The 24,600-nt window shown below is 64.3% G+C and carries 25 protein-coding genes; 20 read left to right on the forward strand and 5 right to left on the reverse strand.

The window, feature by feature from the left end; all coding sequences use genetic code 11:
• Window position 1: 1 nt before the first annotated feature.
• From EYV96_RS14935 to EYV96_RS14955, 5 genes are all read right to left on the reverse strand, one after another.
• A complete protein-coding gene (locus EYV96_RS14935; RefSeq protein WP_131152323.1) occupies window positions 2-1,270 on the reverse strand; it encodes an EAL and HDOD domain-containing protein in 1,269 nt (422 codons plus the stop codon).
• A gap of 123 nt (window positions 1,271-1,393) precedes the next feature.
• Window positions 1,394-1,837, reverse strand: coding sequence for a flagellar export chaperone FlgN (flgN, locus tag EYV96_RS14940; RefSeq protein ID WP_131152324.1), 444 nt, complete (start codon window positions 1,835-1,837; stop codon window positions 1,394-1,396).
• Window positions 1,834-2,145: a flagellar biosynthesis anti-sigma factor FlgM gene (gene flgM, locus EYV96_RS14945; RefSeq protein ID WP_131152325.1), complete on the reverse strand. Its 312-nt coding sequence runs from the start codon at window positions 2,143-2,145 to the stop codon at window positions 1,834-1,836. The genes flgN and flgM overlap by 4 nt, the downstream gene beginning before the upstream one ends.
• 81 nt (window positions 2,146-2,226) lie before the next feature.
• On the reverse strand, window positions 2,227-2,910 hold the full coding sequence (flgA, locus tag EYV96_RS14950) for a flagellar basal body P-ring formation chaperone FlgA (RefSeq protein ID WP_131152326.1): 684 nt from the start codon (window positions 2,908-2,910) through the stop codon (window positions 2,227-2,229).
• The gene (locus EYV96_RS14955) at window positions 2,910-4,208 is read right to left on the reverse strand and encodes a methyl-accepting chemotaxis protein (protein WP_131152327.1); all 1,299 of its coding nucleotides are present in this window, start codon (window positions 4,206-4,208) and stop codon (window positions 2,910-2,912) included. Before EYV96_RS14955 ends, flgA begins: the two co-directional genes overlap by 1 nt.
• A 368-nt stretch (window positions 4,209-4,576) precedes the next feature.
• Between EYV96_RS14955 and flgB the strand changes: the two genes are divergently transcribed.
• The 20 genes from flgB (at window position 4,577) to fliG (ending at window position 24,593) form a co-directional block, all read left to right on the forward strand.
• Entirely contained in the window at window positions 4,577-4,975 is a 399-nt protein-coding gene (flgB, locus tag EYV96_RS14960; protein WP_131152328.1) for a flagellar basal body rod protein FlgB, read from the forward strand.
• Window positions 4,975-5,397 (forward strand): flagellar basal body rod protein FlgC, encoded by a 423-nt coding sequence (gene flgC / locus EYV96_RS14965; RefSeq protein ID WP_131152329.1) that lies wholly within the window; start codon window positions 4,975-4,977, stop codon window positions 5,395-5,397. Before flgB ends, flgC begins: the two co-directional genes overlap by 1 nt.
• 11 nt (window positions 5,398-5,408) lie before the next feature.
• Window positions 5,409-6,062, forward strand: coding sequence for a flagellar hook assembly protein FlgD (locus tag EYV96_RS14970; RefSeq protein ID WP_131152330.1), 654 nt, complete (start codon window positions 5,409-5,411; stop codon window positions 6,060-6,062).
• Window positions 6,063-6,098: 36 nt separating this feature from the next.
• On the forward strand, window positions 6,099-7,319 hold the full coding sequence (flgE, locus tag EYV96_RS14975; RefSeq protein ID WP_131152331.1) for a flagellar hook protein FlgE: 1,221 nt from the start codon (window positions 6,099-6,101) through the stop codon (window positions 7,317-7,319).
• 113 nt (window positions 7,320-7,432) lie between these two features.
• Complete coding sequence (gene flgF, locus EYV96_RS14980) at window positions 7,433-8,173, forward strand: flagellar basal-body rod protein FlgF (protein ID WP_131152332.1); 741 nt, start codon at window positions 7,433-7,435, stop codon at window positions 8,171-8,173.
• 38 nt (window positions 8,174-8,211) lie between these two features.
• Window positions 8,212-8,997, forward strand: coding sequence for a flagellar basal-body rod protein FlgG (gene flgG, locus EYV96_RS14985; protein WP_131152333.1), 786 nt, complete (start codon window positions 8,212-8,214; stop codon window positions 8,995-8,997).
• 8 nt (window positions 8,998-9,005) lie between these two features.
• On the forward strand, window positions 9,006-9,689 hold the full coding sequence (flgH, locus tag EYV96_RS14990) for a flagellar basal body L-ring protein FlgH (RefSeq protein WP_131152334.1): 684 nt from the start codon (window positions 9,006-9,008) through the stop codon (window positions 9,687-9,689).
• Entirely contained in the window at window positions 9,689-10,837 is a 1,149-nt protein-coding gene (locus EYV96_RS14995; protein WP_131152335.1) for a flagellar basal body P-ring protein FlgI, read from the forward strand. The genes flgH and EYV96_RS14995 overlap by 1 nt, the downstream gene beginning before the upstream one ends.
• Window positions 10,837-11,775, forward strand: coding sequence for a flagellar assembly peptidoglycan hydrolase FlgJ (flgJ, locus tag EYV96_RS15000; RefSeq protein ID WP_131152336.1), 939 nt, complete (start codon window positions 10,837-10,839; stop codon window positions 11,773-11,775). Before EYV96_RS14995 ends, flgJ begins: the two co-directional genes overlap by 1 nt.
• 51 nt (window positions 11,776-11,826) lie before the next feature.
• Window positions 11,827-13,704 carry a flagellar hook-associated protein FlgK gene (gene flgK / locus EYV96_RS15005; RefSeq protein ID WP_131152337.1) on the forward strand — a complete coding sequence of 626 codons (1,878 nt, stop codon included), beginning with the start codon at window positions 11,827-11,829 and terminating at the stop codon, window positions 13,702-13,704.
• Window positions 13,705-13,763: 59 nt separating this feature from the next.
• Window positions 13,764-14,954 carry a flagellar hook-associated protein FlgL gene (gene flgL / locus EYV96_RS15010; RefSeq protein WP_131152338.1) on the forward strand — a complete coding sequence of 397 codons (1,191 nt, stop codon included), beginning with the start codon at window positions 13,764-13,766 and terminating at the stop codon, window positions 14,952-14,954.
• Window positions 14,955-15,153: 199 nt separating this feature from the next.
• On the forward strand, window positions 15,154-16,578 hold the full coding sequence (locus tag EYV96_RS15015; protein ID WP_131152339.1) for a flagellin N-terminal helical domain-containing protein: 1,425 nt from the start codon (window positions 15,154-15,156) through the stop codon (window positions 16,576-16,578).
• A 60-nt stretch (window positions 16,579-16,638) separates the two neighbouring features.
• Window positions 16,639-18,054: a flagellar filament capping protein FliD gene (gene fliD / locus EYV96_RS15020; protein WP_240732588.1), complete on the forward strand. Its 1,416-nt coding sequence runs from the start codon at window positions 16,639-16,641 to the stop codon at window positions 18,052-18,054.
• Window positions 18,055-18,069: 15 nt separating this feature from the next.
• Complete coding sequence (gene fliS, locus EYV96_RS15025) at window positions 18,070-18,477, forward strand: flagellar export chaperone FliS (protein ID WP_131152341.1); 408 nt, start codon at window positions 18,070-18,072, stop codon at window positions 18,475-18,477.
• Window positions 18,474-18,755, forward strand: coding sequence for a flagellar protein FliT (fliT, locus tag EYV96_RS15030; protein ID WP_131152342.1), 282 nt, complete (start codon window positions 18,474-18,476; stop codon window positions 18,753-18,755). The genes fliS and fliT overlap by 4 nt, the downstream gene beginning before the upstream one ends.
• 118 nt (window positions 18,756-18,873) lie before the next feature.
• Window positions 18,874-19,437: a PilZ domain-containing protein gene (locus EYV96_RS15035; RefSeq protein ID WP_131152343.1), complete on the forward strand. Its 564-nt coding sequence runs from the start codon at window positions 18,874-18,876 to the stop codon at window positions 19,435-19,437.
• A 356-nt stretch (window positions 19,438-19,793) separates the two neighbouring features.
• On the forward strand, window positions 19,794-21,239 hold the full coding sequence (locus EYV96_RS15040) for a sigma-54 dependent transcriptional regulator (protein WP_131152344.1): 1,446 nt from the start codon (window positions 19,794-19,796) through the stop codon (window positions 21,237-21,239).
• 180 nt (window positions 21,240-21,419) lie between these two features.
• Window positions 21,420-21,746 (forward strand): flagellar hook-basal body complex protein FliE, encoded by a 327-nt coding sequence (gene fliE / locus EYV96_RS15045; protein WP_131152345.1) that lies wholly within the window; start codon window positions 21,420-21,422, stop codon window positions 21,744-21,746.
• A gap of 50 nt (window positions 21,747-21,796) precedes the next feature.
• Window positions 21,797-23,482 carry a flagellar basal-body MS-ring/collar protein FliF gene (fliF, locus tag EYV96_RS15050; protein WP_131152346.1) on the forward strand — a complete coding sequence of 562 codons (1,686 nt, stop codon included), beginning with the start codon at window positions 21,797-21,799 and terminating at the stop codon, window positions 23,480-23,482.
• Window positions 23,483-23,603: 121 nt separating this feature from the next.
• A complete protein-coding gene (gene fliG / locus EYV96_RS15055) occupies window positions 23,604-24,593 on the forward strand; it encodes a flagellar motor switch protein FliG (RefSeq protein ID WP_205746184.1) in 990 nt (329 codons plus the stop codon).
• The last annotated feature ends 7 nt before the right edge of the window (window positions 24,594-24,600 follow it).

The raw sequence follows: 24,600 nt of genomic DNA on the forward strand, positions 1-24,600 counted from the left end.
TTCAGTTCGGGCGCTGCTCGGCGAACGAATACACGTGATCGGCCCAGCGGATCGCTTCGAGATAGGCCGTCGCCATGCGGCGAATCTGCTGCGGCTGGCTTTCACCACCGCGCAGCTTGCCGGCTTCCCAGTCGAGCACCTGTTCGAGGATGGGCGCGAACGGACCTTGCTGCTCAAGCAGGGCACTGCGGATATCCGGCGCCAGCGGCAGGTGCTGGAGCAGGATTTCCATCGGCGCGCACATCAGGCTTTCCAGCAGCGAGAACAGGCCGGTGGTGAAAGCCATTTCGCGCTGTTCGCGCGGCAGGTTCTGGCCAAGCTGTTCGCACATGTGCGCGCGAATGAGCGCGGCGCGCAGCAGTTCCGGCGGACGATCATCCATGCCGCTGAGCGCCATGGTGCTGATCCAGTTGCGCATGCGCGACAGGCCGAAGAAGATCGCCGCCTGTTCCACTGACTTAAGCTGGCGGGGCAGGGCGAAGTACGCGGAATTCACGCAGCCCAGCAGCTTGTAGCTGAGGATCACATCGTTGCGGATGATCTGGCCTAGTTCGACCGGGCCGGTCGCGTCCTCGTCCAGCGCGCGCAACAGGCGCAGCACGCTCAGGCGATTGGCGGTGAGCACCGGAACATCCACCTTCTCCGGCCGCAGCAGGTACGGGCCCTGGATGCCGGCGAAGGGGAGCTCCATGCAGCGATGGCAGGTGTCGTGGTCTTTCACGTGACCGGCGATTACATGCAGGCCGCGCGCATGCAGCACTTCACAGCGCTCGCGCAACTGCACGGCATCCAGCTTGCTGGCATCCAGTCGGGCGAACTGCACCAGGCCCAGCAGCACGCGCAGGGTTTCATCCTGATTGACCGGCGCCGCATGGGGGTCGATGTCGAGCAACAGGGAACATCCGCGGGCGGCGATCTGGCGAAGCTTTTCCATCAGCAGCACATCGTGCGCTGCCGACGGATGCACGACGAGTCCAATGCGCGGATGACGAAGGATCTGGTCCGCCTGCTCCAGCACGAGGTCGCGTGGCAGGCTGAGGAAGACGCGATTGCCGCGCGCCCACTGCGTGACCGAGCCATCGATGATGGTGGAGACGAGGCGGTGCGCGATGGCGTTGGGGTCTTCGTCACCCAATTGCAGCACCAGTTCGTAGGCCATGAGCTGGCGCTCACGATCGAGCATGGGCACGCGCAGCACCGGCAGCGGTGCGCTGTTGGCCTGCGGCGCGTGGGCGTTGGCTTTGGCGGCTTCTACTGCGGTATCGGTCATGAAAACATCATCGTCCTGCGGGGCCGGTACTGGCACCCGGTTGATCGCCTGGCGCCGTGCGGCATCAGGTCCGTTCCTCCTTGCAACCCGCGATCAGGCGTCGTGCGCCACGACCGACGGGTTTCAGGCTTCCGCCAGGGACTGCGAGCGGTGTTGGGAATCGACTGAACCTTTGGGGCCGTAAACACCCGCGGCTTCGGTTCCGGTCAGTACCGACAGGGCCTGGCGCACCTGGCGCAGGCGCTGGCCGACGATCTGGCCGTTGTATTGGTTGGCCATCTGGCACTGCGCCAGGCCATTGACGACGTCGTCCCAGTCCGCGCGTTCGGCGTAGGCGGGATAGGCCACGGCGCGCAGGAGATGAAGGCGTTCGCCGTCGAGTTTTTCGAGCAGCTCAGTGTGCGTCTGCTTTGCCGTGCTGGCCTGGTGCAGCGCCTCCACGTCGGCCTGTTCGAGCGCGGCGCGTTCAGCGGCCAGCGCATCGGTGAGTTCGTGGACGGCCGTGCGCATGTCGCCGATGACGGCGTCCAGCGCGCTTTCCAGTTCGGCTTGCAGCGCCTTACTCATGACTGACCGCTGATCTGACCTTCGAGGGAGATCAGGCCATCGGCAATCTTGCCGGCGTTGATCGTGTAGCTGCCGTCGGCCAGCTTCTGGCGGATTTCCGCCACGCGGGCGGCGTCGATACCGGTGCCCTGGTCGCCCTGGGCGACCGCATGCAGGGTGCGCGCCGATTCGGTCAGCTTCACGCTGTCGCCCGTCTGGGGGGCAGCCGTGGCTTCAGCGGCGGGCGCGTTCGACTGCGCCGGGGCCTGGGCATTGCCCTTGGCCTGCGGGAGAACCGGCAATCCGTTGGAAGTGATCGTGGTGTTCATGGTGTATCCCAGTGGGTTGGGGGCCCTTCTGCTTCAGTTAACGGCAAGGCAGGCGCAAACTTTAGAGTGATGCAGGTCTCATTATGGTAACGCCTCCACCAGTCCGGGCCCTTGCACCATGGCGTCCACGGCGCGTCCCGAACTGTCGTTGCGTACCCGCAAGCGCGCGCCCGTATCGCCACCGCTTAGCGCCACGCCACCGGCGCGCACTTCGATGCCGTTGATGCGGGCCACCATCTGCACGTGGTCGCCCGGGCGCACGGCCTGACGGGCGCCGAAGGCACCGGGCGTGAGCACGCTACCGGTGCCCAGGGGGCGCGACAGCAGCCGGCCGCCCAGGTCGTCGAGCTGGTCCAGATAGCCATAACCCAGCCGGGTGATATCCCGTTCTTCGCCCCGCACGTCGCCGGCGGTCACGCCGTCACCGCGTTGCAACGGGCGGTTGGTCACCAGCACCGTGCGGAACAACTGCAGCTTGACCGGCACCTGGACCTTGGCGCCCGTGGGGCAGGTCATCGCCACACTCATGCGTGGGGCCGGTCGTGCGGTCGACGAAAGATCGCCGCGCCAGCCCTGGGGGCAGGCCGGTACGACTGTGCGGGCAGCAAGGGGTTCGGCACTGGCCAGCGCGCGGCTGCCGGGTTGGCTGTAATGTTGGACCAGCCACGCCTGCGCCGCCTGACGGACGGCATCGACGTTGTCCGCATGCGCGCTTCCCGCCGCAAGCAGCGCGATGGCGAGCAGGCTGGCCGGTCCCTTGCGCATTACGCGTCCAGCCTGTTGAGCAGTTCGCCCAGTTGCTTATGGATGGCTTCGCGCTCGCGTTCGAGCTGATCGGGCATCTGCGCTGCCTGGTCGAGTTGTCCTTCGGTCAGCATGCGTACGAAGGTGTCCGTGTGACTGCCAAGTCGCTGGCCGGCAGCCAGCAGATCGGCCGAGTCATGGTGTTCGCTGAGGCGGTGGAGTGCGCGCTCGAAAGCCGTGGTATCGAACCAGCGGCGATCCATGGCCGCCGGTTCCAGCAAGGCGACTTCCATCGCCTGGCGAAGACCCTGGATGGATTCCCGCAAGCACAAGCTCAGGCTCGCCATCGATTGGGCGTCGGCATGGTCCAGCCAGCCCAGGCACAGGCGGTGGGCGAGCACGGCAGCGCGATCGAGGGCCTCGGCGTGGCGCATGGCTTCGGTGCTGCGGCGCTGCAGGGCGCCGAGCGTCGCCTGTGCGTTGACGATGCGCGCGGTCTGGGCGTCGCAACTGTGCTGCACGGTCTTGACGCGCGTCGCGATGCTGCGCAGCGCTTCGCCACCTTCGCCCAGCGTTGCCGTCGTGTGGTCGATGCGGTTTTGCGCGCGCTCCAGACGCTGCATGCCCTGACGCACGTCGCCATCCAGCTGCTGCGAAAAGTCACCAATGGCGCCGGTGACGGCTTCGATTTCATCGGTGGCCTGGGTTGTCTTTTCCGCGAGCTGTTTCACTTCGTCGGCAACGATCGCAAAGCCGCGACCCGCCTCGCCCGCACGTGCCGCTTCGATGGCGGCATTGAGCGCCACGAGGTTGGTCTGGTGCGCGATCTCCTGCACCGTCGACGTGAGCTTGCGAATCTGGGCGACCTGTTCGGCCAGCTTGCTCTGGTTGCGATTCATCGCGGACAGGGCGCTGCGCAAAAGGCGCAGCTGACCATCAAGCTCGTTGACCGTGTCGGCGCCGTGCTGGCTCTTCTCGCAGGCCTGGGCCACCTCGGTGGCGGCCTGCTGTAGTGCCGTCGAGATCCCGGCACCCTGTTCCGTCAAGCGGCCGACGCTGTCGCGGCTCTCGCCCGTGGCCTTGCCGAGGGCCTCCTGGGTGCGCAGCAGCGTTTGCGCGGCGCCCATGACCAGGCCTTGTTGCTCCACGGCCTGCAGGGCAATGGCTGCCGGCTCGCGCGGCGCCAGGCGGGCAAACAGCGGCGCGAACGCCTGCGCGAGGCGCGGGTGCTCCTGCGAAAGACGCTCAACCAGGCGCGCATCGCCATCGGCCGCCGCTTGCGCCAGCGCCGCAACGTGCTTGCTCGAAATCAGGCTCATGGGTCGTGCATTCCTTCCTTAAGGCATGGGGCGTCGCTCGCTGCACGAAGCAGAGCGGGCGAGGGCTCTCGTGATGCATCGTCCGGGAGCGCTGGAACTTGAGGAAGCAAGGCGTGTGCCAGAGCGTGGAGCGTCGTGAACCGTAAGGAGTGAAGCGGGCGGGAGGCGTTGGTCCGACGGGGTGTGTGGAATTTTCGGCGCACGGAAGGGTGGGGGCGAAGAGCGTCGGAAAATCGACTTCCACGCGGCGCAAAGCGCGTGCCGGAAATCCGTCACCGGTCGCAAACCTATGTGCATCAAGGCTTCCCGGGAGATGGCATGCAACTTGCCTCGAACAACTCGCGGTGTCGGGCCGCGTGGAGTTTTCGATGAGTCAGATCAACGACAACCTGTTCGGAATGCATACCCAGGCGTTGGGTACGTGGCAGAAGCGTGCGGAAACGATTGCCGGAAACCTGGCCAATGCCGACACGCCGGGCTACCTCGCGCGTGACGTGGATTTCCGCAAGGCGCTGGCCGACGCCAGCAGCAGCGACAAGTTGGCGCTGAGCTCCACCAACGCCAACCACATCGATCCCTCATCGCTGACTACCGCGAACCTTGCCTATCGCGTGCCGATGCAGCCGACCATGGACGGCAACACGGTGGATACGCAGGTCGAGCAGGCGAACTTCGCCGCCAACAGCGTTCACTACCAGGCAAGTCTCTCTTTCATTACGGCGCAGATCCGCATGCTGCGTACGGCCATCACCGGAGGTCAGGGCTGATGTCCATGTTCAAGATTTTCGACGTGGCCGGCTCCGGCATGGCCGCGCAATCGCTGCGACTCAACACCGTCGCCAGCAACCTGGCCAATGCCGACAGCGTGTCCGGTTCGGCAGACACCGCTTATCGCGCGCGTGAGCCGCTCTTCGCGACCGTGCAGCGCAGCGTCTCTGGCGGCAAGGCTGAGGAAGGCACGCAAGGCGTGCAGGTGCTCGGCATCACCGAAAGCCAGGCCGCCGTCGAAAGCCGCTACGAGCCCGGCAACCCGATTGCGGACGCCGATGGCTACGTCTATGCCAGCAACGTCAATCCGGTCGACGAGCTGGTCAACATGATTTCCGCCTCGCGTTCGTACCAGAACAACGTCGAAGTGATGAACAGCACGCGTCAGCTCATGCAGAAGACGCTGGACCTCGGCAAGTAAGGGCGAACGACATGGCTGATATCGCGATCAACGGCAGTACCTACAGCAATTCGACGTCCGACAGCAGCGGTACGAAGAAGGGCGATTCGCTCACCCAGGCGGACTTCCTGAGCCTGCTCATCCAGCAGATGCGCAGCCAGGACCCGACGCAGCCGATGGACTCCTCGCAGATGGTCAGCCAGCTGGCGCAGATCAGTCAGGTGGACGCCACGCAGAAGCTGCAGACCTCGTTCGATACCCTGAGCACGGCGTTGCAGGGCAACCAGCTGATGCAGGCCAGTGGCCTGGTCGGTCGCGATGTCACGGTGCCCTCGAGTGCCGGCAAGCTGGTCAATGGCTCGATGGACGGCGCGATCAATGTAACGACCGACAACCAGATCGCCACGGTGCAGATCGTCGACGCGGCCGGCAACACGGTGCGCACGATCAATCTGGGTACGCCCGATGTCGGTCTGGCGAATTTCCATTGGGATGGTCTGGACGACGCCGGTCAACCGGTGGCGGACGGTACGTATGGCATCAAGGCGCAGGTCGGCACCACCGCGGTTCAGCCCTACATCACCGGCAAGGTGAGCAGCGTGGGCATGGCGGGTGACCAGGGCGCGTATTTGCAGGTGGATGGTTTTGGCGGCGTCCTGCTGGGTCAGGTCGCACGTATCAACTGAACTTTCAGAGCCTCTGGATAAAGAGGGGAGCAGAACATGGCTTTCAACATTGCACTCAGCGGTCTCAATGCGGCCTCGGCCGATCTCGAAGTCACCGCCAACAACATCGCCAACACGTCCACCATCGGTTTCAAGGGCTCGCGTGCCGAGTTCGCCGAGCTGTACAGCGTGGCCGGTCGCAACCTCAGCGCCACGCAGATCGGCAGCGGCGTGCGCCTGACCAACGTTGCGCAGCAGTTCAACGCCGGCAACATTGAAACCACCAACAACAGTTTCGACTTCGCGATCTCGGGCGATGGCTTCTTCACGCTGAAGGATGGCAAGGGCCTGACCTATACGCGTGCCGGCGCGTTCCGTCCGGACGCCAACGGTTACATCACCAACAGCTCCGGCCAGAAGGTGCAGGTGTATCCGCCGAACAACAACGGCAGCTTCGACATGAGCACCATGACGGATCTGCGCATGCTCACTTCGCAGAACGCGGCCAAGGCCACGTCCAGCGTCGAGCTCGCCCTGAACCTGCCTTCGGATGCCACGGCACCGGCCAACGCCTTCGATCCGACGGACGCGAAGAGCTTCAACCAGGCCACGCCGTTCACCGCCTACGATTCGCTCGGCGCCACGCACAGCGGCACCGTGTACTTCGTCAAGAGCGCCACGGCCAACACCTGGGACGCGCATCTGTTCATCGACGGCCAGGACACCGGCGTCACCAACCAGATCAGCTTCACCAGCAGCGGCGCGCTCGCCACGCCGGCCAACGGCAAGCTCACCTTTGCACCCGTCACGGCCAACCCGGGTTCCGATCCGCTCGATGTCAGCCTCGATCTGAACAAGACCACGCAGTTCGGCAACAGCTACGCGGTAACGTCGATCTATCAGGACGGCTACCCGACCGGCACACTGTCGAGCATCGACGTGTCCAGCGAAGGCGTCGTGCAGGCCAAGTACTCCAACGGCCAGTCGACCGCGCTGGGCCAGCTTGCGCTCGCCAACTTCGCCAACCCGCAGGGCCTGCGCCAGCTCGACAACACCAACTGGGCCGCGTCGTATGACTCTGGCGCCCCGGTGATGGGCACGGCCGGCAACGGTACCTACGGCAGCGTGCAGTCCGGCGCGCTCGAAGCCTCCAACACCGCCGACCTCACCGCACAGCTCGTCAACATGATCAAGGCCCAGCGCAATTACCAGGCGAATGCCCAGGTGATTTCGACGGATGACAAGCTGACGCAGACGATTATCAATATTCGCAATTAAGAGCGGTGAATGGTCAATGGTGAATGGTGAATAGAAAAAGCCATCCACATTGACCTCGGTTCACGAGCCGGCGCTCTCCCTATTCACCATTCACTATTGACCTCTAACCGCCTATGGATCGCTCCATCTACGTTGCCATGACCGGTGCCACGCAAATGATGCGTGCACAGACGGAAGTGGCGCACAACCTGGCCAACGCCAACACCGTCGGTTTCAAAGCGCAGATGTCGGCGTTCCAGCCGTTGCAGGTGCTTGGTGATGGCATGCCTTCGCGCATCAATGGGGTTGCGCAGGGCACGGGTTGGGATATGCGCAGCGGTCCGCAGACGGACACGGGCAACTCGCTTGACGTTGCCGTGCAGGGCCAGGGCTGGCTGGCGGTGCAGGCACCTGATGGCAGCGAAGCGTACACACGTGCTGGCCAGTTGCAGCTCACGCCGGACGGCGTGCTGACCGATGCGCGTGGCAATCCGGTGATGGGCGATGGTGGGCCGATCACGATTCCGCAGAGCTCGCAGATCATGATCGGTAACGACGGTACGGTGTCCGCCGTGCCGATGGGGCAGGGTCCTGACACCTTGTCGGTAGTGGGCAAGCTCAAGCTGGTGAATCCGCAGGCGGATCAGCTCCAGCCGGGCAACGATGGCCTGATGCATCTGGCGGACGGTGGCACCGCCGCAGCCGACGAAACCGTGCAGGTGAAGTCGGGCGCCATTGAAATGAGCAATGTGAATCCTTCGCAGACGCTGGTGCAGATGATCCAGCTGTCGCGCCAATACGAATTGCAGGTCAAGGCGATCCGCACCGCCGATGACAACGCGCAGTCGGCCTCGCGCCTGCTGCAGGTGAGCTGACGAAACCATCCGCCGCACGACGGCTACGGAGCACTTCCATGTTTTCTTCCCTGTGGGTTGCCAAGACCGGTCTCGATGCGCAGCAAACGCGCATGGACGTGGTGTCGAACAATCTGGCCAACGCCAACACCACCGCCTTCAAGTCGTCGCGTGCGTCGTTCCAGGATCTGATCTACCAGAACGTGCGTCAGCCCGGTGGCCAGACCACCGAGCAGACGCAGGCGCCGACCGGCCTGATGCTCGGTACCGGCGTGCGCGTGGTGGGCACCGAAAAGATGTTCACCCAGGGCAACATCCAGACCACCGGCAATGCGCTGGACGTGGCGATCCAGGGGCGCGGCTTCCTGCAGGTCACCATGCCGGACGGCAGCGTCGCCTACACGCGTGACGGTGCGCTCAAGCCCGACCAGAACGGCCAGCTGGTCACCTCGACCGGTTACCCGCTCGATCCGGCCATCGTGCTGCCGCCGGGCACGCAGACCGTCACCATCGGCAACGACGGCACCGTCAGTGTCACCGTGCCGGGCCAGGTACCGCCGCAGGTGATCGGCACCTTGCAGCTTGCCGATTTCGTCAATCCGGCTGGCCTGCAGCCGAACGGCGACAACCTCTATCTCGAAACCGCTGCCAGCGGCGCGCCGCAGATCGGTCAGCCGGGGCTCAATGGCCTGGGCACGCTGGCACAGAACTCGCTCGAAGCGTCCAACGTGAACGTGGTCGAGCAGATGGTCGACATGATCGAAACTCAGCGCACCTACGAAATGAATTCCAAGGCGATTTCCGCAGCGGATTCGATGCTGCAGTTCCTCACCAACAAGACCTGAGCCCGGCTATGAACGTCTCCTCCTGCCTGCGCACGTTGTGCGTCCTGTTGGTGCTGGCAAGCCTCGGTGGCTGCGCCATGCCGCCCAAGCGCGACGACGCGATGTGGGCCGCGACGCCGCCGCAGGAGCCGTTGGCGCCGCCGCCGTCGGATGGCGCGATCTACCACGATCAGCAGGGCATGGAGCTGTTCAACGATCCGCGCGCGCATCGCGTGGGTGACATCCTCACCATCTCGCTGGTGGAAAGCACGCAGGCCAGCAAGAAGGCCACCACCAGCACCAGCAAGAAAGACAACACCAACATCGCCGCGCCGACGATTCTCGGTCAGGGCCTCACCATCAACGGCAAGTCCGCCAACATTGAGACCTCCGGCGACCGCAGCTTCGACGGCAGCGGCAACAGCAGCCAGAGCAACCAGCTCACCGGCTCGATCACCGTCACCGTGGCGCAGCGCCTGTCCAACGGCAACCTGCTGGTGCGTGGCGAGAAGTGGTTGACGATCAACCAGGGCCAGGAGCTGGTGCGCATCTCCGGCATCGTGCGTCCGCAGGACATCGGCCAGGACAACAGCGTGCCGTCCACGCGCGTCGCCGACGCACGCATCGCTTACACCGGTCGCGGCTCGCTTGCCGATGCGAACACGCAGGGCTGGCTGTCGCGCTTCTTCAGCTCGAAGTGGATGCCGTACTGATGGACGCGACCGTGCTTCGCACCTTTGCGGCCGCCTGGCGCGGTCATCTCGCCACGGCGCTGGCGATTGCCTCAACTTTCCTGATCGCCATTCCCGATGCGCACGCGGACAAGATTCGCGATCTCGCGCAGGTCGGTGGCGTGCGTTCCAACCAGCTCATCGGGTATGGCCTCGTCGTCGGCCTCGATGGCAGTGGCGACCAGACCACCCAGGCACCGTTCACCACGCAGAGCCTGGAAAACATGCTGCAGCAGTTCGGCATCACGGTGCCGGCCAGCGCGCGTCCCCAGCTGAAAAATGCGGCCGCCGTGACAGTCACCGCGGATCTGCCGCCCTTCGCCAAGCCGGGTCAGATCATCGATGTCACCGTGGCATCGATCGGTAACGCCAAGAGCATCCGCGGCGGCCAGCTGCTGATGACGCCACTGAAGGGTGCTGACGGCAACGTCTACGCCATGGCGCAGGGCAGTGTGGTCGTCGGCGGCATCAGCGCGCAGGGCAAGAGCGGTTCGAGCGTGCAGGTGAACATCTCCGCCAGCGGCCGCGTGCCCAGTGGCGCGACGGTGGAGCGCAGCGTGCCGTCGTCGTTTGGCAGCACGGGCGATCTGATGCTCAATCTCAATACGCCCGATTTCACCACCGCCGGTCGTGTCGCCGATGCCGTCAATCGCGCCTATGGCGCGGGCACGGCCCAGGCCATCGACGGCGGAAGCGTTGCCGTGCGCGGTCCGCAGGACCCGTCGCAAAAGGTGGCCTGGCTTGGCGCCATCCAGAATCTCGATGTGACGCCGGGTGATGCCCCGGCGCGCGTGGTGGTCAATTCGCGCACCGGCACGGTGGTGATCGGCGCCGAAGTTCGCGTCACGCCCGCCGCGGTGGCCCATGGTTCGATCCAGGTCACCATCAGCGAACAGCCGCAGGTGAGCCAGCCCGAAGCCTTCAGTCGTGGCCAGACGGCCATCGTGCCGAACAGCAACGTGCAGGTGAGCGAAGACGGCGCACACATGTTCAAGTTTGGCCCGGGCGTGAATCTCGACACCATCGTGCGCGCGGTCAATCAGGTGGGCGCTTCGCCGACCGATCTAATCTCGATCCTGCAGGCACTGAAGCAGGCGGGCGCCTTGCACGCCGAGCTGGTGGTGATCTGATGGCCGTTGGCGATGTCAATCTGCCGGCGCTGGACAACTGGACGGAACTGTCCGGTTTCCAGAAGCTGCGCAATGACGCGCAAACCGACAGCAAGTCGGCGCTTCCGGCGGTCGCCAAGCAGTTCGAAGCAATTTTCACCCAGATGATGCTGAAGTCCATGCGCGACGCCAGTTTCGGCGATGGCATGGGCGACAGCGAAGCAGGTGACACGTATCGCGACATGTTCGACCAACAGCTGTCGCTGAGCCTGTCCAACAGCGGTCGTGGCATCGGCATCGCGCAGATGTTGGTCAAGCAATTGGGCGGCAAGGACGCCGGCATCACGCCGTCGGTCGGCGGCAATGCGGCATTGAGCGACACGCTGGCCCAGATCACGCGCACGGCCGGCAAGGTGGCTGGCAAGGCCGCCAGTGTCCTGCCGGGCGCCGGCGATGCGGTGAGTTTCGTCCAGTCCCTGGCGCCGCATGCGCAGGCCGCAGCAGAAAAACTCGGCGTGTCGGTACGTGCATTGCTCGCTCAGGCGGCGCTGGAGACCGGTTGGGGCAAGCACCTGCCGTCCCACGGCGACGGCAGCACAAGTAACAACTTGTTCGGCATGAAGGCCGGCAGTAGCTGGGATGGCGAGAAGGTCTCCGTGCCCACGCTGGAATACGAAAACGGCGTGGCCGTGCGCAAGCGCGACCAGTTCCGCGCCTACGACTCACCCTCCGAATCGTTCTCCGATTACGCCGACGTGCTCGCCAACAGCCCGCGCTACACGGCGGCACTCGGTCGCGGCGAAGACGTGCGTGGCTTCGCCCACGCGCTGGTGCGCGGCGGCTATGCCACCGACCCGGCCTACGCGAACAAGCTGGTCGCCATCGCCAACAGTCCGGAAATGCGCCAGGCGCTCGATGCGCTCAAGTCCGGCGTCAGCGTGCCGTCACAGTTGCCATGACGTGCCCCCGCGTTCCCTTCTTTCTGATCGACGTACCAAGGATGTCCTCCCATGGCTGACCTGCTTTCCACTGGCGTATCGGGCCTGCTCGCCTCGCAGATCGGCCTGGCGACGGTCAGCCATAACGTCGCCAACGTGAATACCGACGGCTACAGCCGCCAGGTGGTGCAGTTCAGCGCGCGCCCCGGCCAGAGCATGGGCCAGTACTACATTGGCACCGGCGTGAACACGACGGCTGTGCAGCGCGCCTACAGCCAGTACCTCAACACTGCGCTGTGGCAGGCCTCGGGGGATCAGAGCCGTGCGGCCGTCTACCAGAGCCTCACGGCCCAGCTGAACAATCAGCTGTCGGGCACCACCAACCTGCAGAGCTCGCTGGATGCGTTCTATGGCGCGCTCAATGACGTGTCCAATTCGCCGGCCGACTCGGCAGCGCGCAGCACCTTGCTCGCCCGCGCCGGCGCCCTGGCCAGCACGTTCCAGTCGCTGTCGACCCAGTTCAACCAGCTCAGTACCCAGTCGCAGCGCCAGCTCAGCGACACCGTCAACCAGATCAACAGCGACAGCAAGTCGATCGCGCAGTTGAACGAGCAGATCCGTTCCGCCTATGCCTCGGGCAAGGGCGAGCCGTCGGATTTGCTGGACCAGCGCGACGCCCTCATCAAAAAGGTATCCAGCCAGGTCGGCGTGTCCGTGGTGGAGCAGGGCGACCACACGGTCAGCCTGTTCGTCGGCAACGGCCAGGCGCTGGTCAACGGCGTCCATGCCTCGGAACTCGCGACGGCGCAGAACGCCTACGATCCGACGCAGCTTGAAGTGGTCGCGAAGGACACCGGCATGGTGCTCACCGGCCAGCTTGGCGGCGGTGCCCTGGGTGCGATCCTCGACTTCCGCGCCAACGTGCTGCAGCCGGCCCAGAACCAGCTTGGTCGTGCCGCCGTTGCCATGGCCCAGGCCTTCAACGCGCAGCATGCGCAGGGCATGGATCTCAATGGCGACATGGGCGGCGACTTCTTCAGCGTCGGCAGCCCGGTGGTGCAGTTGAACTCGGGCAATACCGGCACGGCGACGGTCAGTGCCAGCGTGAGCGACGTCTCGCAGCTCACCGCGAAAGACTATGTGATGCGCTACGACGGCACCAACTGGTCCCTGCAGGACACGGCGGGCAACAACATCGCCATGAAGGGCACCGGCACCGCCGCCGATCCGTTCACGGCGGATGGCCTGAGCATCGTGGTGGGTGCGGGCGCTGCCCAGGGCGACAGCTTCAAGATTTCGCCGACCAGTCAGGCGGCCGGCGGTTTCAAGTCGGTGATCACTGATCCAAACAAGATTGCCGCGGCTGCGCCAGTCGTCGCCTCGAAGGCATCGGGCAACACGGGCTCGGGCACGCTTGACGGCATCAGCGTCAGCGATCCGACGAATCCCAACATCAAGAACACGGTCAACATCGTGTTCACTTCGGCCACAACGTACAGCGTCGACGGTGGCCCGGACCAGACGTTTACGGCCGGTCAGCCGATCACCGTCAACGGCTGGACGCTCAAGCTCGGTGGCACCCCTGCCGCGAACGACAGCTTCACCGTCAAGGCCAACGCCAACGCGCGCGGCGACAACAGCAACGCCCTGACGCTGACCAACGTCGCCAACCTCGGTGTGCTCGACGGTGGCAACACCAGCGTCGGCCGCGCGTACGGTCAGCTCACCAGTCAGGTCGGCAGCGCCGGCTCGCTGGCGAAGGACGCGCTGTCGACCCAGAACAGCATCTACAACCAGGCGCTGGCCACCCAGCAAAGCGTTTCGGGCGTGAACATCGACGAAGAAGCCGCGTCGCTGGTGCGCTACCAGCAGGCGTATCAGGCCTCGGCGCAGGTGATCCAGACCGCCAACCAGATTTTCAACGCGCTGCTGTCGGCAGTGCAGAGCTAAAGACGGTCTGAGCGCTCAGAGCGCTTCCCACTGACGCCATCCTTCTTATCGGAATTCCCATGCGCATCTCCACCAGCTACATGGCCCAGCAGTCGGTCAACACGATGCTCGAAGGGCAGTCGAACCTGGCCGACCTGCAGAACCGCATCAACAGCGGCAAGCGCATCAACAGTCCGTCGGACGATCCGGTGGGTGCGACGCGCGCCCTGGAGCTGACGCACATGACGGCGGATGTCGCGCAGTACCAGCGCAACATCACGGCAGCCAACGCACGCCTGGGTCTCGAAGATTCGGCGCTTTCGGCATCGACCGACGCCCTGACGCGTGTGCGCACGCTGCTGCTCGAAGGCATGAACGGCACGCAGACCGACGCGACGCGTGCCGACATCGCCGCCGAACTCACCCAGATCCGCACGCAGCTCATGGGCCTGGCCAATGGCAAGGACGGCGCCGGTGATTTCCTCTTTGCCGGCAACCAGGTCGGTTCGCAGCCGTTCTCGGTGCAGAGCGGCAACGTGGTCTACACCGGTGACAACGGCCAGCGCATGATCGCCGCCGGCCCGGGCATGCAGGTGGTCACGGGCGATTCCGGTGCATCCGTTTTCATGAACATCCCGACCGGCAATGGCACCTTCCAGGTGTCTGTTCCGTCGACCAATACCGGCAGTGCCGTGGCCGGTACGCTCACGGTGACCGACAAGTCGCAGTGGGACAACGCCAACTACAGCATTGTGTTCACCGCCCCGGATACGTACGAAGTGCGCGACGCTGGCAACAACGTCGTCAGCAATGGCACCTATACCGATACCGGCAGCGCCGTCGTGGCGTTCAAGGGCGTGCAGGTGGCGATTTCCGGCAAGCCCGCCGCAGGCGACACGTTCAATGTGGCGCCGTCGGGCCAGCAGGACATCTTCTCCACGCTGGGCAACATCATCGATGCACTGAAGATGCCCGGTGGCGGCGCGGATATGCAGAACGCGCTGAACCAGCAGTTCTCCAATCTTGACCAGGCCATGGACACGATCACGCAGACGCGTTCGGCCATCGGCGGTCGCATGAATGCGCTCGACCAGCAGGCGTCCCTCAACAGCGATCTGACCTTGCAGTACCAGACCGCGCTGTCGGACGTGCAGGATCTGGATTACTACGACGCCATCAGCCAGCTGAACCTGCAGAACTCGGCATTGCAGGCGGCGCAGCTGACGTACACCAAGGTGCACAGTTCGTCTTTGTTTGATTACTTGCGTTGAGCTTTCGAAGGGTAGGGATAGCGCATTACGTGTGATGCGCTTCGCAGGAAATCGGGGAAAGCTGCAAAAGCGAGCCTCAAGTTCCCGCGAGATGGGCCGAAACAGTGACTGAGGCGGCGATGTTCCAGCAGGAATGCCCGCTGTGTTCCCACCGCCGGCCCATTCCGGCAGCAGCCCGACCCGATACGGAGTTATTCCCATGGTCATGTCCGTTACCACCAACATCAGCTCGCTGAATGCCCAGAACAACCTGGCCAAGACGCAGAGCAAGCTGAGCACCGCCATCGAGCGTCTGTCTTCCGGTATGCGCATCAACAGCGCGAAGGACGACGCCGCCGGTCTCGCCATTTCGACCCGCTTCACCACGCAGATCAACGGCCTGAACCAGGCCATCCGCAACGCCAACGACGGCATCTCGCTCGCCCAGACCACCGAGTCGGCGCTGAACGAAGTGACCAACAACCTGCAGCGCATCCGCGAGCTGTCGGTCCAGGCCGCCAACGCCACCAACTCGGACAGCGACCGTTCGGCGCTCGACGCCGAAGTGCAGCAGCGTCTGGCTGAAATCACCCGTATCTCGCAGCAGACCACCTTCAACGGCCGCCACGTCCTCGACGGCACGTTCGGCACGGCTGCTTTCCAGGTCGGCGCCAACGTCGGTCAGACCATCTCGGTCAACCTGAGCCAGGGCACCGGTTCGTCGCAGGTCGGCCAGACCGCCGCCAGCTCGACGGGTGACATCAGCTCGCTGTTCAAGGATGGCAAGGTCACGCTGGCTTCGGGCGACCTGAAGTTCACCACGGGTGCTTCCGGTTCGACGACCGACACCGAGATCACCGGCACGTTCAACGACGTCAACAGCCTGGCTGCCGCGATCAATGCGCAGTCGGCCACGACGAAGATCTCGGCGACCGTGACCAACGGCGAGCTGAAGCTGGCCAACGGCGACGCCGCCAACGACGCTACCATCGTTGATGGCAAGGGCCTTGTCGGCGCCACCACCATCGCCAAGAGCGCCAGCGTCACCACCACGGGTGCGACGGACGGCTTCTCCAAGGGCCTGACGCTCGCTGCTGGCGACCTGACCATCCAGGGCGTGGACATGGCTGGCACCTACAAGGACGCACAGTCCTTCGTGGACACTCTGAACGCCAAGGGCGTCGACGGCCTGTCGGCTTTCTACGACTCGACCACCAACTCGATCCACCTGAACTCGCAGAAGGATCTCGTGGTTGACGGCACCAAGTCCGGCACCGGCACGGGTAACCTGGGCTTCTCGGGTGCTGGCGGCAGCGCCATCGCCATCGGTGGCAGCCTGGAAGACAGCAGCGTGAAGACCGTCAGCGGCGCCAACGACACGATCAGCCGCGTCGATGCCGCCCTGTCGTCGATCAGCTCCATGCGCAGCGACCTGGGTGCAATCCAGAACCGCTTCGATTCGACGATCTCCAACCTGCAGACCATCTCGCAGAACCTGGACTCCTCGCGTAGCCAGATCCAGGACGCTGACTTCGCTCAGGAAACCGCGAACATGTCGTCCGCGAACATCCTGCAGCAGGCAGGCGTGTCGGTGCTGGCCCAGGCCAACTCCTCCACCCAGGCTGTGCTGAAGCTCCTGCAGTAACTGTTGTAGCAATCCCGAAGCGGCCGTGAGCAATCACGGCCGCTTTCCCATGAGAAGGAAATGACCGTGGCTATTACCGTCAACAGTACGTCCTCCAACACCGGCACGCTCAGCGCAGCAGGCGTCGGATCCGGCCTTGACGTGAACACCCTGGTCTCGCAGCTCGTTGCTGCGAAGAAGACCCCGCTCCAGAACCAGATCGACAGCCAGAAGAGCACCGCGCAGACGCAGCTCTCCGGCATCGGCCAGGTTTCGGCCGCCCTCACGGCCTTGCAGTCGGCGCTGTCCGCACTGACCACCGGCACGGCGTTCGCCGGCCACACCGTGAGCACGGGCGACAAGACCATCGTCACCGCCACGGCCGCTGCGGCTGCCACCGGCAAGGCCGGCGCAGTCAATGGCAGCTACAACATCAAGGTCACCCAGCTGGCGACCGCGATGAAGGCGTCGTCCGGCGCATTCACTGACGCCAACACGAAGGTCGGTACCGGCACGCTCACCATTTCGGCGGGCGGCAAGACCATGAACGTCGATATCGACAGTTCGGTCAATTCGCTCGCGTCCATTCGCGACAAGATCAACAAGGCCAGTGACAACCCGGGTGTCACGGCCACCATCGTCACCGGCACGGATGGCGCGCATCTGGTCCTGCGCAGCACCAAGACCGGTGAGGACAACGGCTTCACGGTCAGCAGCAGTGGTGGCGACGGCGGCCTCGCGGCGCTGAACTACGACCCGGCCGCGACCGACGGCAACGGCCTGAGCATTGTCGACAAGCCGCTGAATGCGCAGTACACCATCGATGGCATGGATGGCAGCAGCGACAGCAACTCGGTGACGGCGATCGATGGCCTCACCATCAGCCTGCTGACCACCGGCAGCACCACGGTCAACGTCACCAGCGACATGTCCTCGGCCACCAGCGCCGTGAACACGTTTGTCACCGCGTACAACAGCTTTGCGACGCTCTACAAAAACCTCACCGCCTACGACAAGACCAGCGGCTCGGCCGGCGCCCTCATCGGCGACGCCACGCTCAACAGCATCAAGAGCACGCTGACCGGCATCCTCAGCGGTCCGGCCAACGGCACCTCGCTCAGCCAGCTTGGCGTGGCATTCCAGCTGGACGGCACGCTCAAAGTCGACAACGACAAGCTCACCGCAGCGCTTGGCAGCGATGGCGACAAGGTGAAGTCGCTGTTTGGTGGCGACAAGGGCCTGGGTGCGGCACTCAAGGCCCCGCTCAACAGCTGGGTCGGCCCCACCGGCATCCTGGTCACGCGCACGTCCAACCTCAACAAGCAGATCACCAGCCTGGCCGATCAGCAGACCGACCTGGACAACCGCATGGACGCGCTGACCAAGCGCTACACGCAGCAGTTCACGGCGCTGGACACGATGCTGACCAAGCTCAACAACACCAGCAGCTACCTGACGCAGCAGTTCGACGCCATGTCGAACGCAAACAAGAAGTAAGCAAGGGACACGGACATGGCATTCGGATACGGCGCAGGCGCCTACCAGCAAGTACGTTCCCACGGCGGCGTCGAATCGGCCGACGCCCACGGCCTGATCGCCATGCTGATGGACGGCGCGATCGAGCGCCTGATTCGCGCGCGCAGCCACATGGAGCGCGGCGAGATTGCCGCCAAGGCTGACGTGATGACCCGAATCATGGATATCGTGTCCGAACTGCGTGGCAGCCTGGATACCAAGGTGGAGTCGCCCCTGGTCGGCCAGCTCAGCGCGCTCTACGACTACATGGGCAACCGCCTGCTGCACGCGAACCTGCATAACGACGTCACCGCGGTGGATGAAGTCCATCGTCTGCTCAAGCAGCTGCGTGATGCCTGGAAGCAGGTGCCCACGGAAGCCCGCACCAAGAGTGCCGCGCCGTGAGTTCGCTCCTGGCCCAGGCGGTGTGCCTCAGCGAAGAAATGCTGCAATCGGCGCGCAGCGAGGATTGGGACAGCCTTGCGCTGCAGGAAGCCCAGCGCGAGATCGTGCTCCAGCGGGCGGCAGAGCAGGGCGAACGCGATCACGAAGCGGTCGGTACGCTGATCCGCCTCAATGACGAGTTGCGCGACACGGTGCGTCGCGCCCGCGACCTCGTGGCCGACGAATGGCAGCGTGCCAACGGGCGCGCCCAGGCCATCGCCGCTTATTTGAGCGCCTGAATTAGTAATAGGGGAAGCAAGCCTAGGGAATAGGTCAATGCGGACGCCATGAAATGGGGGCTGCGGCCGGCCTTGAGCGATTATTCTCCGTTCTCACTCCCCCATCACGGGCCAGCCCATGAACACCCCATCCCTGGACGATTTCAACCAGTTGCTTGCATGCGATGGCGACTGGCTCGTGGAAGCCGACTCGTTGGCCGGCGAACCCGATGAGCGCGTACTGGCCGGCTACGCCGACCGCAATGTTTCGGCACTGACCTTCATGGACGTGTTCGAATCGCGCCGTGCCGAGCCTGCCGACGAGGAAGACCCGCTCGCGGTCGAAATCGCGCGCATGGACGCCAAGCTCAACGCGCTGATCCAGATCGTCAATCGCATGCTGGTACCCGATGCCACCACACGCACGCGCATGGCGTTGCGCTTCAATGCGTTGGGTGCGCTCGTCCCTTCAGTCGTTTTGCCTGGCAGCGACTACGTAGTTCTACGTATTCGCATGGATGCCTGTCCCAGCCTGCCGCTCGAGTTGCCGGCACGTGTCGCGCAGCGATTTGCGGATGGGAATGATTTCGTAGGGTTCCTGGGTGTCACTGAAGGTCTGCGCGAGGGTCTGGAACGTATGGTTTTTCGTCACCACCGACGCAGAGTGGCAGTCGCCCGCCAGGGCCAAGCGTCTCAGGCGTGATTGGCATCATTTTTCGAATGTGATCGGTCTCACATTTCCGAAAGTGTCTCAGTTCATTATTTGACGCGTCTGGCAGTTGGCACGTGCGCCGTGCCCATGACGCTTCCGTCAGCTACCGTTCACGGAAACGCCGCCCCACAAGGGTTTGCGGTCCCGCGTCGACATCTTGCGGTCGGTCCTGGGATACCGGAAGCGACGAATAACCGTCCTCGACGTATTCGTGTGACGAATACCCGGCGCGGCATTGGCCTCGATCTTGCGTATGGGTATTCGACGTCAGCGACGAAGCGTTGACGCGGTACGAGTGTGCGGCGGGACGTGGACGTCCAGGTCGCCGCAATTTGCAGGGGGTTGCAGTGCAAAACGAAGTACAAGACATCGATATTCTGGTGATTGAATCGGATGCAGTCCGGGCGGAAACGGTCCAGTCGGCGCTTCAGTTCCTGGGTTACCGGCCGCGACAGGTCGGGCGAGACGCTCGGGATGAGCTGGGCCAGCACGACTGGTGCGCCATCTATATCGGCGACGTTGCCAGCCTGGATGATTTCCAGCAGCAGCTGGACACCCTGGGGGAACAGGCCCTGCACTTGCCTTTGCTGGTCGCGGCAGACTCGCCGCTGGCCTCGCAGTTGCCGGCGGCCTTGCCGGGTTCGCGCCAGCGCCACGTGGAACTGCTGAATTTCCCGCTCCGCTTCGAGCAACTGGCCGATGCCCTGCGTCGCTTCACGACGCCGCGCCCGAGCATGTCGCCGGGTCGTTCGCCCCTGTTGCGCATCGTGGGCGGTTCGCCGGCACTGGGTCACGTGAATGCCTTGATCCGCCAGGTCGCGCCGTTCGATTCCAATGTCCTGGTGCTGGGCGAGTCGGGTACCGGCAAGGAAATGGTGGCCCGCGCGATCCATGAAAGCTCGCAACGCCGCGACAAGCCGTTCGTGGCGATCAATTGCGGCGCCATTCCGGCGGAGCTGCTCGAAAGCGAGCTGTTCGGTCACGAAAAGGGTGCCTTCACCGGTGCGATCAGTGCCCGCAAGGGTCGCTTCGAGCTGGCCGAAGGCGGCACGCTGTTCCTCGACGAGATCGGCGACATGAGCCTGCCCATGCAGGTGAAGCTGCTGCGCGTCCTGCAGGAGCGGGTGTTCGAGCGCGTGGGTGGCACCCGCACCCAGCGCTGCGACGTTCGCATCATTGCCGCCACGCACCGCAATCTGGAGCAGGCCATCGCCGAGGGGCGCTTCCGCGAAGACCTGTTCTATCGCCTGAGCGTGTTCCCCCTGGAGATGCCGCCGCTGCGCGAGCACCTCGAAGATCTTTCCGAGCTCATCGCCGAATTCAATCAGCGCTTGCTGCGTCGTGGTCTGGCCGGCGTGCGCTTCAGCTCCAGCGCGATGAATGCGCTGCGCCACTACACCTGGCCGGGCAACGTGCGCGAGCTGTGCAACCTGGTTGAGCGCATGGCGATCCTGTATCCCGCCTGCGAAGTGCGCGCAAGCGATCTGCCCGACAAGTACCGTGGCGTCCCCGCCGGTGAAGAAGTGACTGGCGCCGCCTTGTTCGCGCTGATGGAAGGCCGGCTGCCCCAGGTCAACGCCAATGCCGGCGCCGAGTCCGCGATCATCCTCCCCGAGGGTGGCCTGGATCTGAAGGATCACCTCTCCGACATCGAGGTCGGGCTGATCCGTCAGGCGCTGGATGCCACGGGTGGCGTGGTGGCGCATGCGGCGAAGTTGTTGCGCATGCAGCGCACGACGCTTGTCGAGAAGCTGAGGAAATACGGCTTGCAGACGGGGCTTCAGGTGCCCTGATGGGCGGTGAACGGAGGAACGGTAAACAGTGAACATAGAAAAGCAGCTTGTGGCCAGACGTGCCGACTGCCTGCTTTCGCTGTCCTCTTCACTGTTCACCGTTAACCGTTCCCCGCCCCACTCAATGGCACACGTCTTGCACCTACCCCTCACATCATCGCCACGCGTTGGAAAACCGTCATGACCCAGATCGACGTCAATAGCTTGCTCTCGCAGATGCGTCAGATTTCCGCCCAGGTGCGGATGCCTGAGGTGTCGGTGGAAAGTGCGAAGGCGGCGCAGGGTGCGGACTTCGGCGCGTTGCTCAAGCAGTCGATCGCCACGGTGGGGCAGAACCAGCAGGAAGCCGGTCGCATGGCGGCGAGTTTCGAGCGCGGCGACGCCGGCGCCGATCTCGGACGCACGATGATTTCGATCCAGAAAGCCGACCTCTCGCTGCGCACGATGACCGAGGTGCGCAACAAGCTGGTCGATGCGTACAAAGACATCATGAACATGCCGGTCTAAAAGCGGCGCTCCCTTCGTAGTCACCCATCCCCCGCTACCGAGCAGTTTTCATGGCAGAAAACGCCATCGCGGAGACCGGCAACGGCTCTCGCCTGGACCCACTGAAGAACCTCGCGCAGAGCCCGGCAACGCGGCAGCTGTTACTGCTCGTGGGCGTCGCGGCGGCGGTGGCGTTCGGCGTGGCGGTGGTGCTGTGGTCGCGCGGGCCGAACTATGGCCTGCTGTATGCGGGGCTGGACCAGAAAGATGCCGCGGCCATCACGCAGGCCCTGCAGTCGTCCAACACGCCTTATCAACTGGGTCCGGATGGTGCGTCGATTTCCGTGCCCGCGTCGGATCTTCCGGCCGTTCGCCTGAAGCTCGCCGCGCAAGGTCTTCCGCAGGGCAGTGCCGGCACCAGCAGCGCGCTTCCGGCTGGCGATTCGCCGTTCGGCATGAGCGATCTGGCCGAGCGCACGCGCTACCAGCAGATGCTGGAAACCGACCTGGGCAACACGATCGCGGGATTGCAGTCGGTGCGCGCGGCGCGCGTGCACCTGGCGTTGCCGAAGCCGTCGGCATTCATTCGCGATAACCGCCAGGCGAGCGCGTCCGTGCTGGTAACGCTGTATTCGGGACGCCAGCTCGATGCCTCCCAGGTGGCGGCCATCGTTCACCTGGTCGCGTCCAGCGTGCCGGAGCTCGATGCGCGTCAAGTCTCCGTCGTCGATCAGCAGGGGCAGTTGCTCACGGTCAACGATCCGGACAGCGCCGGTGCCGTCGGTGATGCGCGCCTTCGCCTGGCGACTCGCATGGAGAACACCTATGCACAGCGCATCGAAGAACTGCTGACACCGCTCGTGGGTCCGGGCAAGGTGCGCGCGCAGGTCTACGCCGATCTGGACTTCAGCGCGACCGAGAAGGCCGTTGAGACCTACAACCACGAAAACCCCGCGCTGCGCAGCGAACAGACGAGCAGCGAAACGCGCAAGGATGGCAACGCAGGCGCGGTGCCGGGTGCGTTGAGCAACCAGCCGCCCAATACGGTGGCGCAGCCGACCGCCGCCAAGCCGGGCGCGCCGGGTGCCGCAGGTGCCAACGCCACGGCCAGCACGGCCAATGCCTCGGGCGAAAGCTCCAGCAGCGCCACGCGCAACTATGAACTCGATCGCACCGTCAGCCATACGAGTGATCCGGCGGGGCGACTCGCACGCCTCACCGTCGCCGTCGTGGTCGACAATAAGTGGATGCCTGGCGACAAGGGTGCCGGCAAGAGCGTGGCCTTCACGCCGCAGGAACTCGAACACCTCACCGAACTGACCAAGAATGCCGTCGGCTTCAACCAGACGCGCGGCGACAGCGTCAGCGTGATCAACCAGGCCTTCCACAAGGCCCCGGGTGAAGACGCTGCCCCGGAAATGCCCTTCTGGCAGCGACCGGGCATGCTCGACCTGATGAAGCAGGGTGGTGGCGTGTTGATCGCCCTGATCATCGCCTTCGGATTGCTTCGTCCCTTGCTGCGCGGTGTGTTCAAGGGGCCGGGCACGCAGGTGGCGACCTTGCCGGCCGCCGTGCCGACGGTTTCGGTGCGCATCGATGATCCGGAAGACGACGATGCGCAATTGCCGGGCCGCCTGGCATCGCCGCAGGGCATCAATTACGAAACGCGCGTGAACATCGCCAAGCGCATGGTCGCCGAGAATCCCAAGCAGGTCGCGCAGGTCGTGCGCAACTGGGTCGGCGAGGACGGTGGCTGATGATATCGATGCACACCCTGACGCGCGCCGTGCACGTGATGGTCAAGCCGACGACCTCGCGTGACGATACAGAGGCCGGCGACTTTCGCGGGCGAAGCATTCCATGAGCACTGAACTTCAGATCAATGGCGCACAGCGCGCCGCCATCCTCCTGCTGACATTGGGCGAGGAAGACGCCGCCGAAGTGCTCAAGCATCTCAATGCCCGCGACGTGCAGGCGGTGGGCCAGGCCATGGCCGGTCTCACCAACGTGTCACGCGAGCAGGTCGAGTTCGTGCTCGATCGCCTCAGCGACGACATGGGCCGCAATACGGCGCTGGGCGTTGGCACCGAGGAGTACATCCGCAAGATCCTGGTCAACGCACTGGGCGAGAGCAAGGCGGGTGGCTTGATCGACCGTATCCTGCTCGGCCGCAGCAGCAAGGGCCTGGAATCGCTGAAGTGGATGGAAAGCCGCGCCATTGCCGAAATGATTGGCCAGGAACACCCGCAGATCATCGCGCTGGTGCTCGCGCATCTCGAAGCCGACCAGGCCGCCGAGGTGATCGGTTACCTGCCGCCGCGCGTGCGCAGCGATGCCGTCATGCGCATCGCCACGCTTGATGGCGTGCAGCCGCATGCGCTGAACGAACTCGATGAAATCATGGAGCGCCAGTTCTCCGGCAGCACCAACAAGCTCAAGTCGGCCAACGTGGGTGGGCTGAAAGCGGCGGCGGACATCCTCAATGCGATGGAGTCCAGCCGCGAAGCGGAACTGATGTCTGCTATCCGCGGGCATGACTCGGGCCTCAGCGGACGCATTGAAGAATTGATGTTCGTGTTCGAGGACCTGGCCGAACTGGACGACCGCAGCATGCAGATGCTGTTGCGCGAAGTGCCGTCCGCACGCCTGGTCACCGCGCTGAAGGGCTCCGAGCCGAACGTGCGCGAACGCATCTTTGCCAACATGTCCAAGCGCGCCTCGGACATGCTGCGCGACGACCTGGAAGTGAAGGGTCCGGTGCGCCTGAGCGAAGTGGATGCAGCGCAGAAGGAAGTGCTGCAGATTGCCCGCAAGCTTGCCGACGCCGGCCAGATCAACCTGTCGCCCAGCGGCGACGAGTACGTGTAAGGAACGC

This window comes from Dyella terrae, assembly GCF_004322705.1.
Classification (GTDB): domain Bacteria; phylum Pseudomonadota; class Gammaproteobacteria; order Xanthomonadales; family Rhodanobacteraceae; genus Dyella_D; species Dyella_D terrae.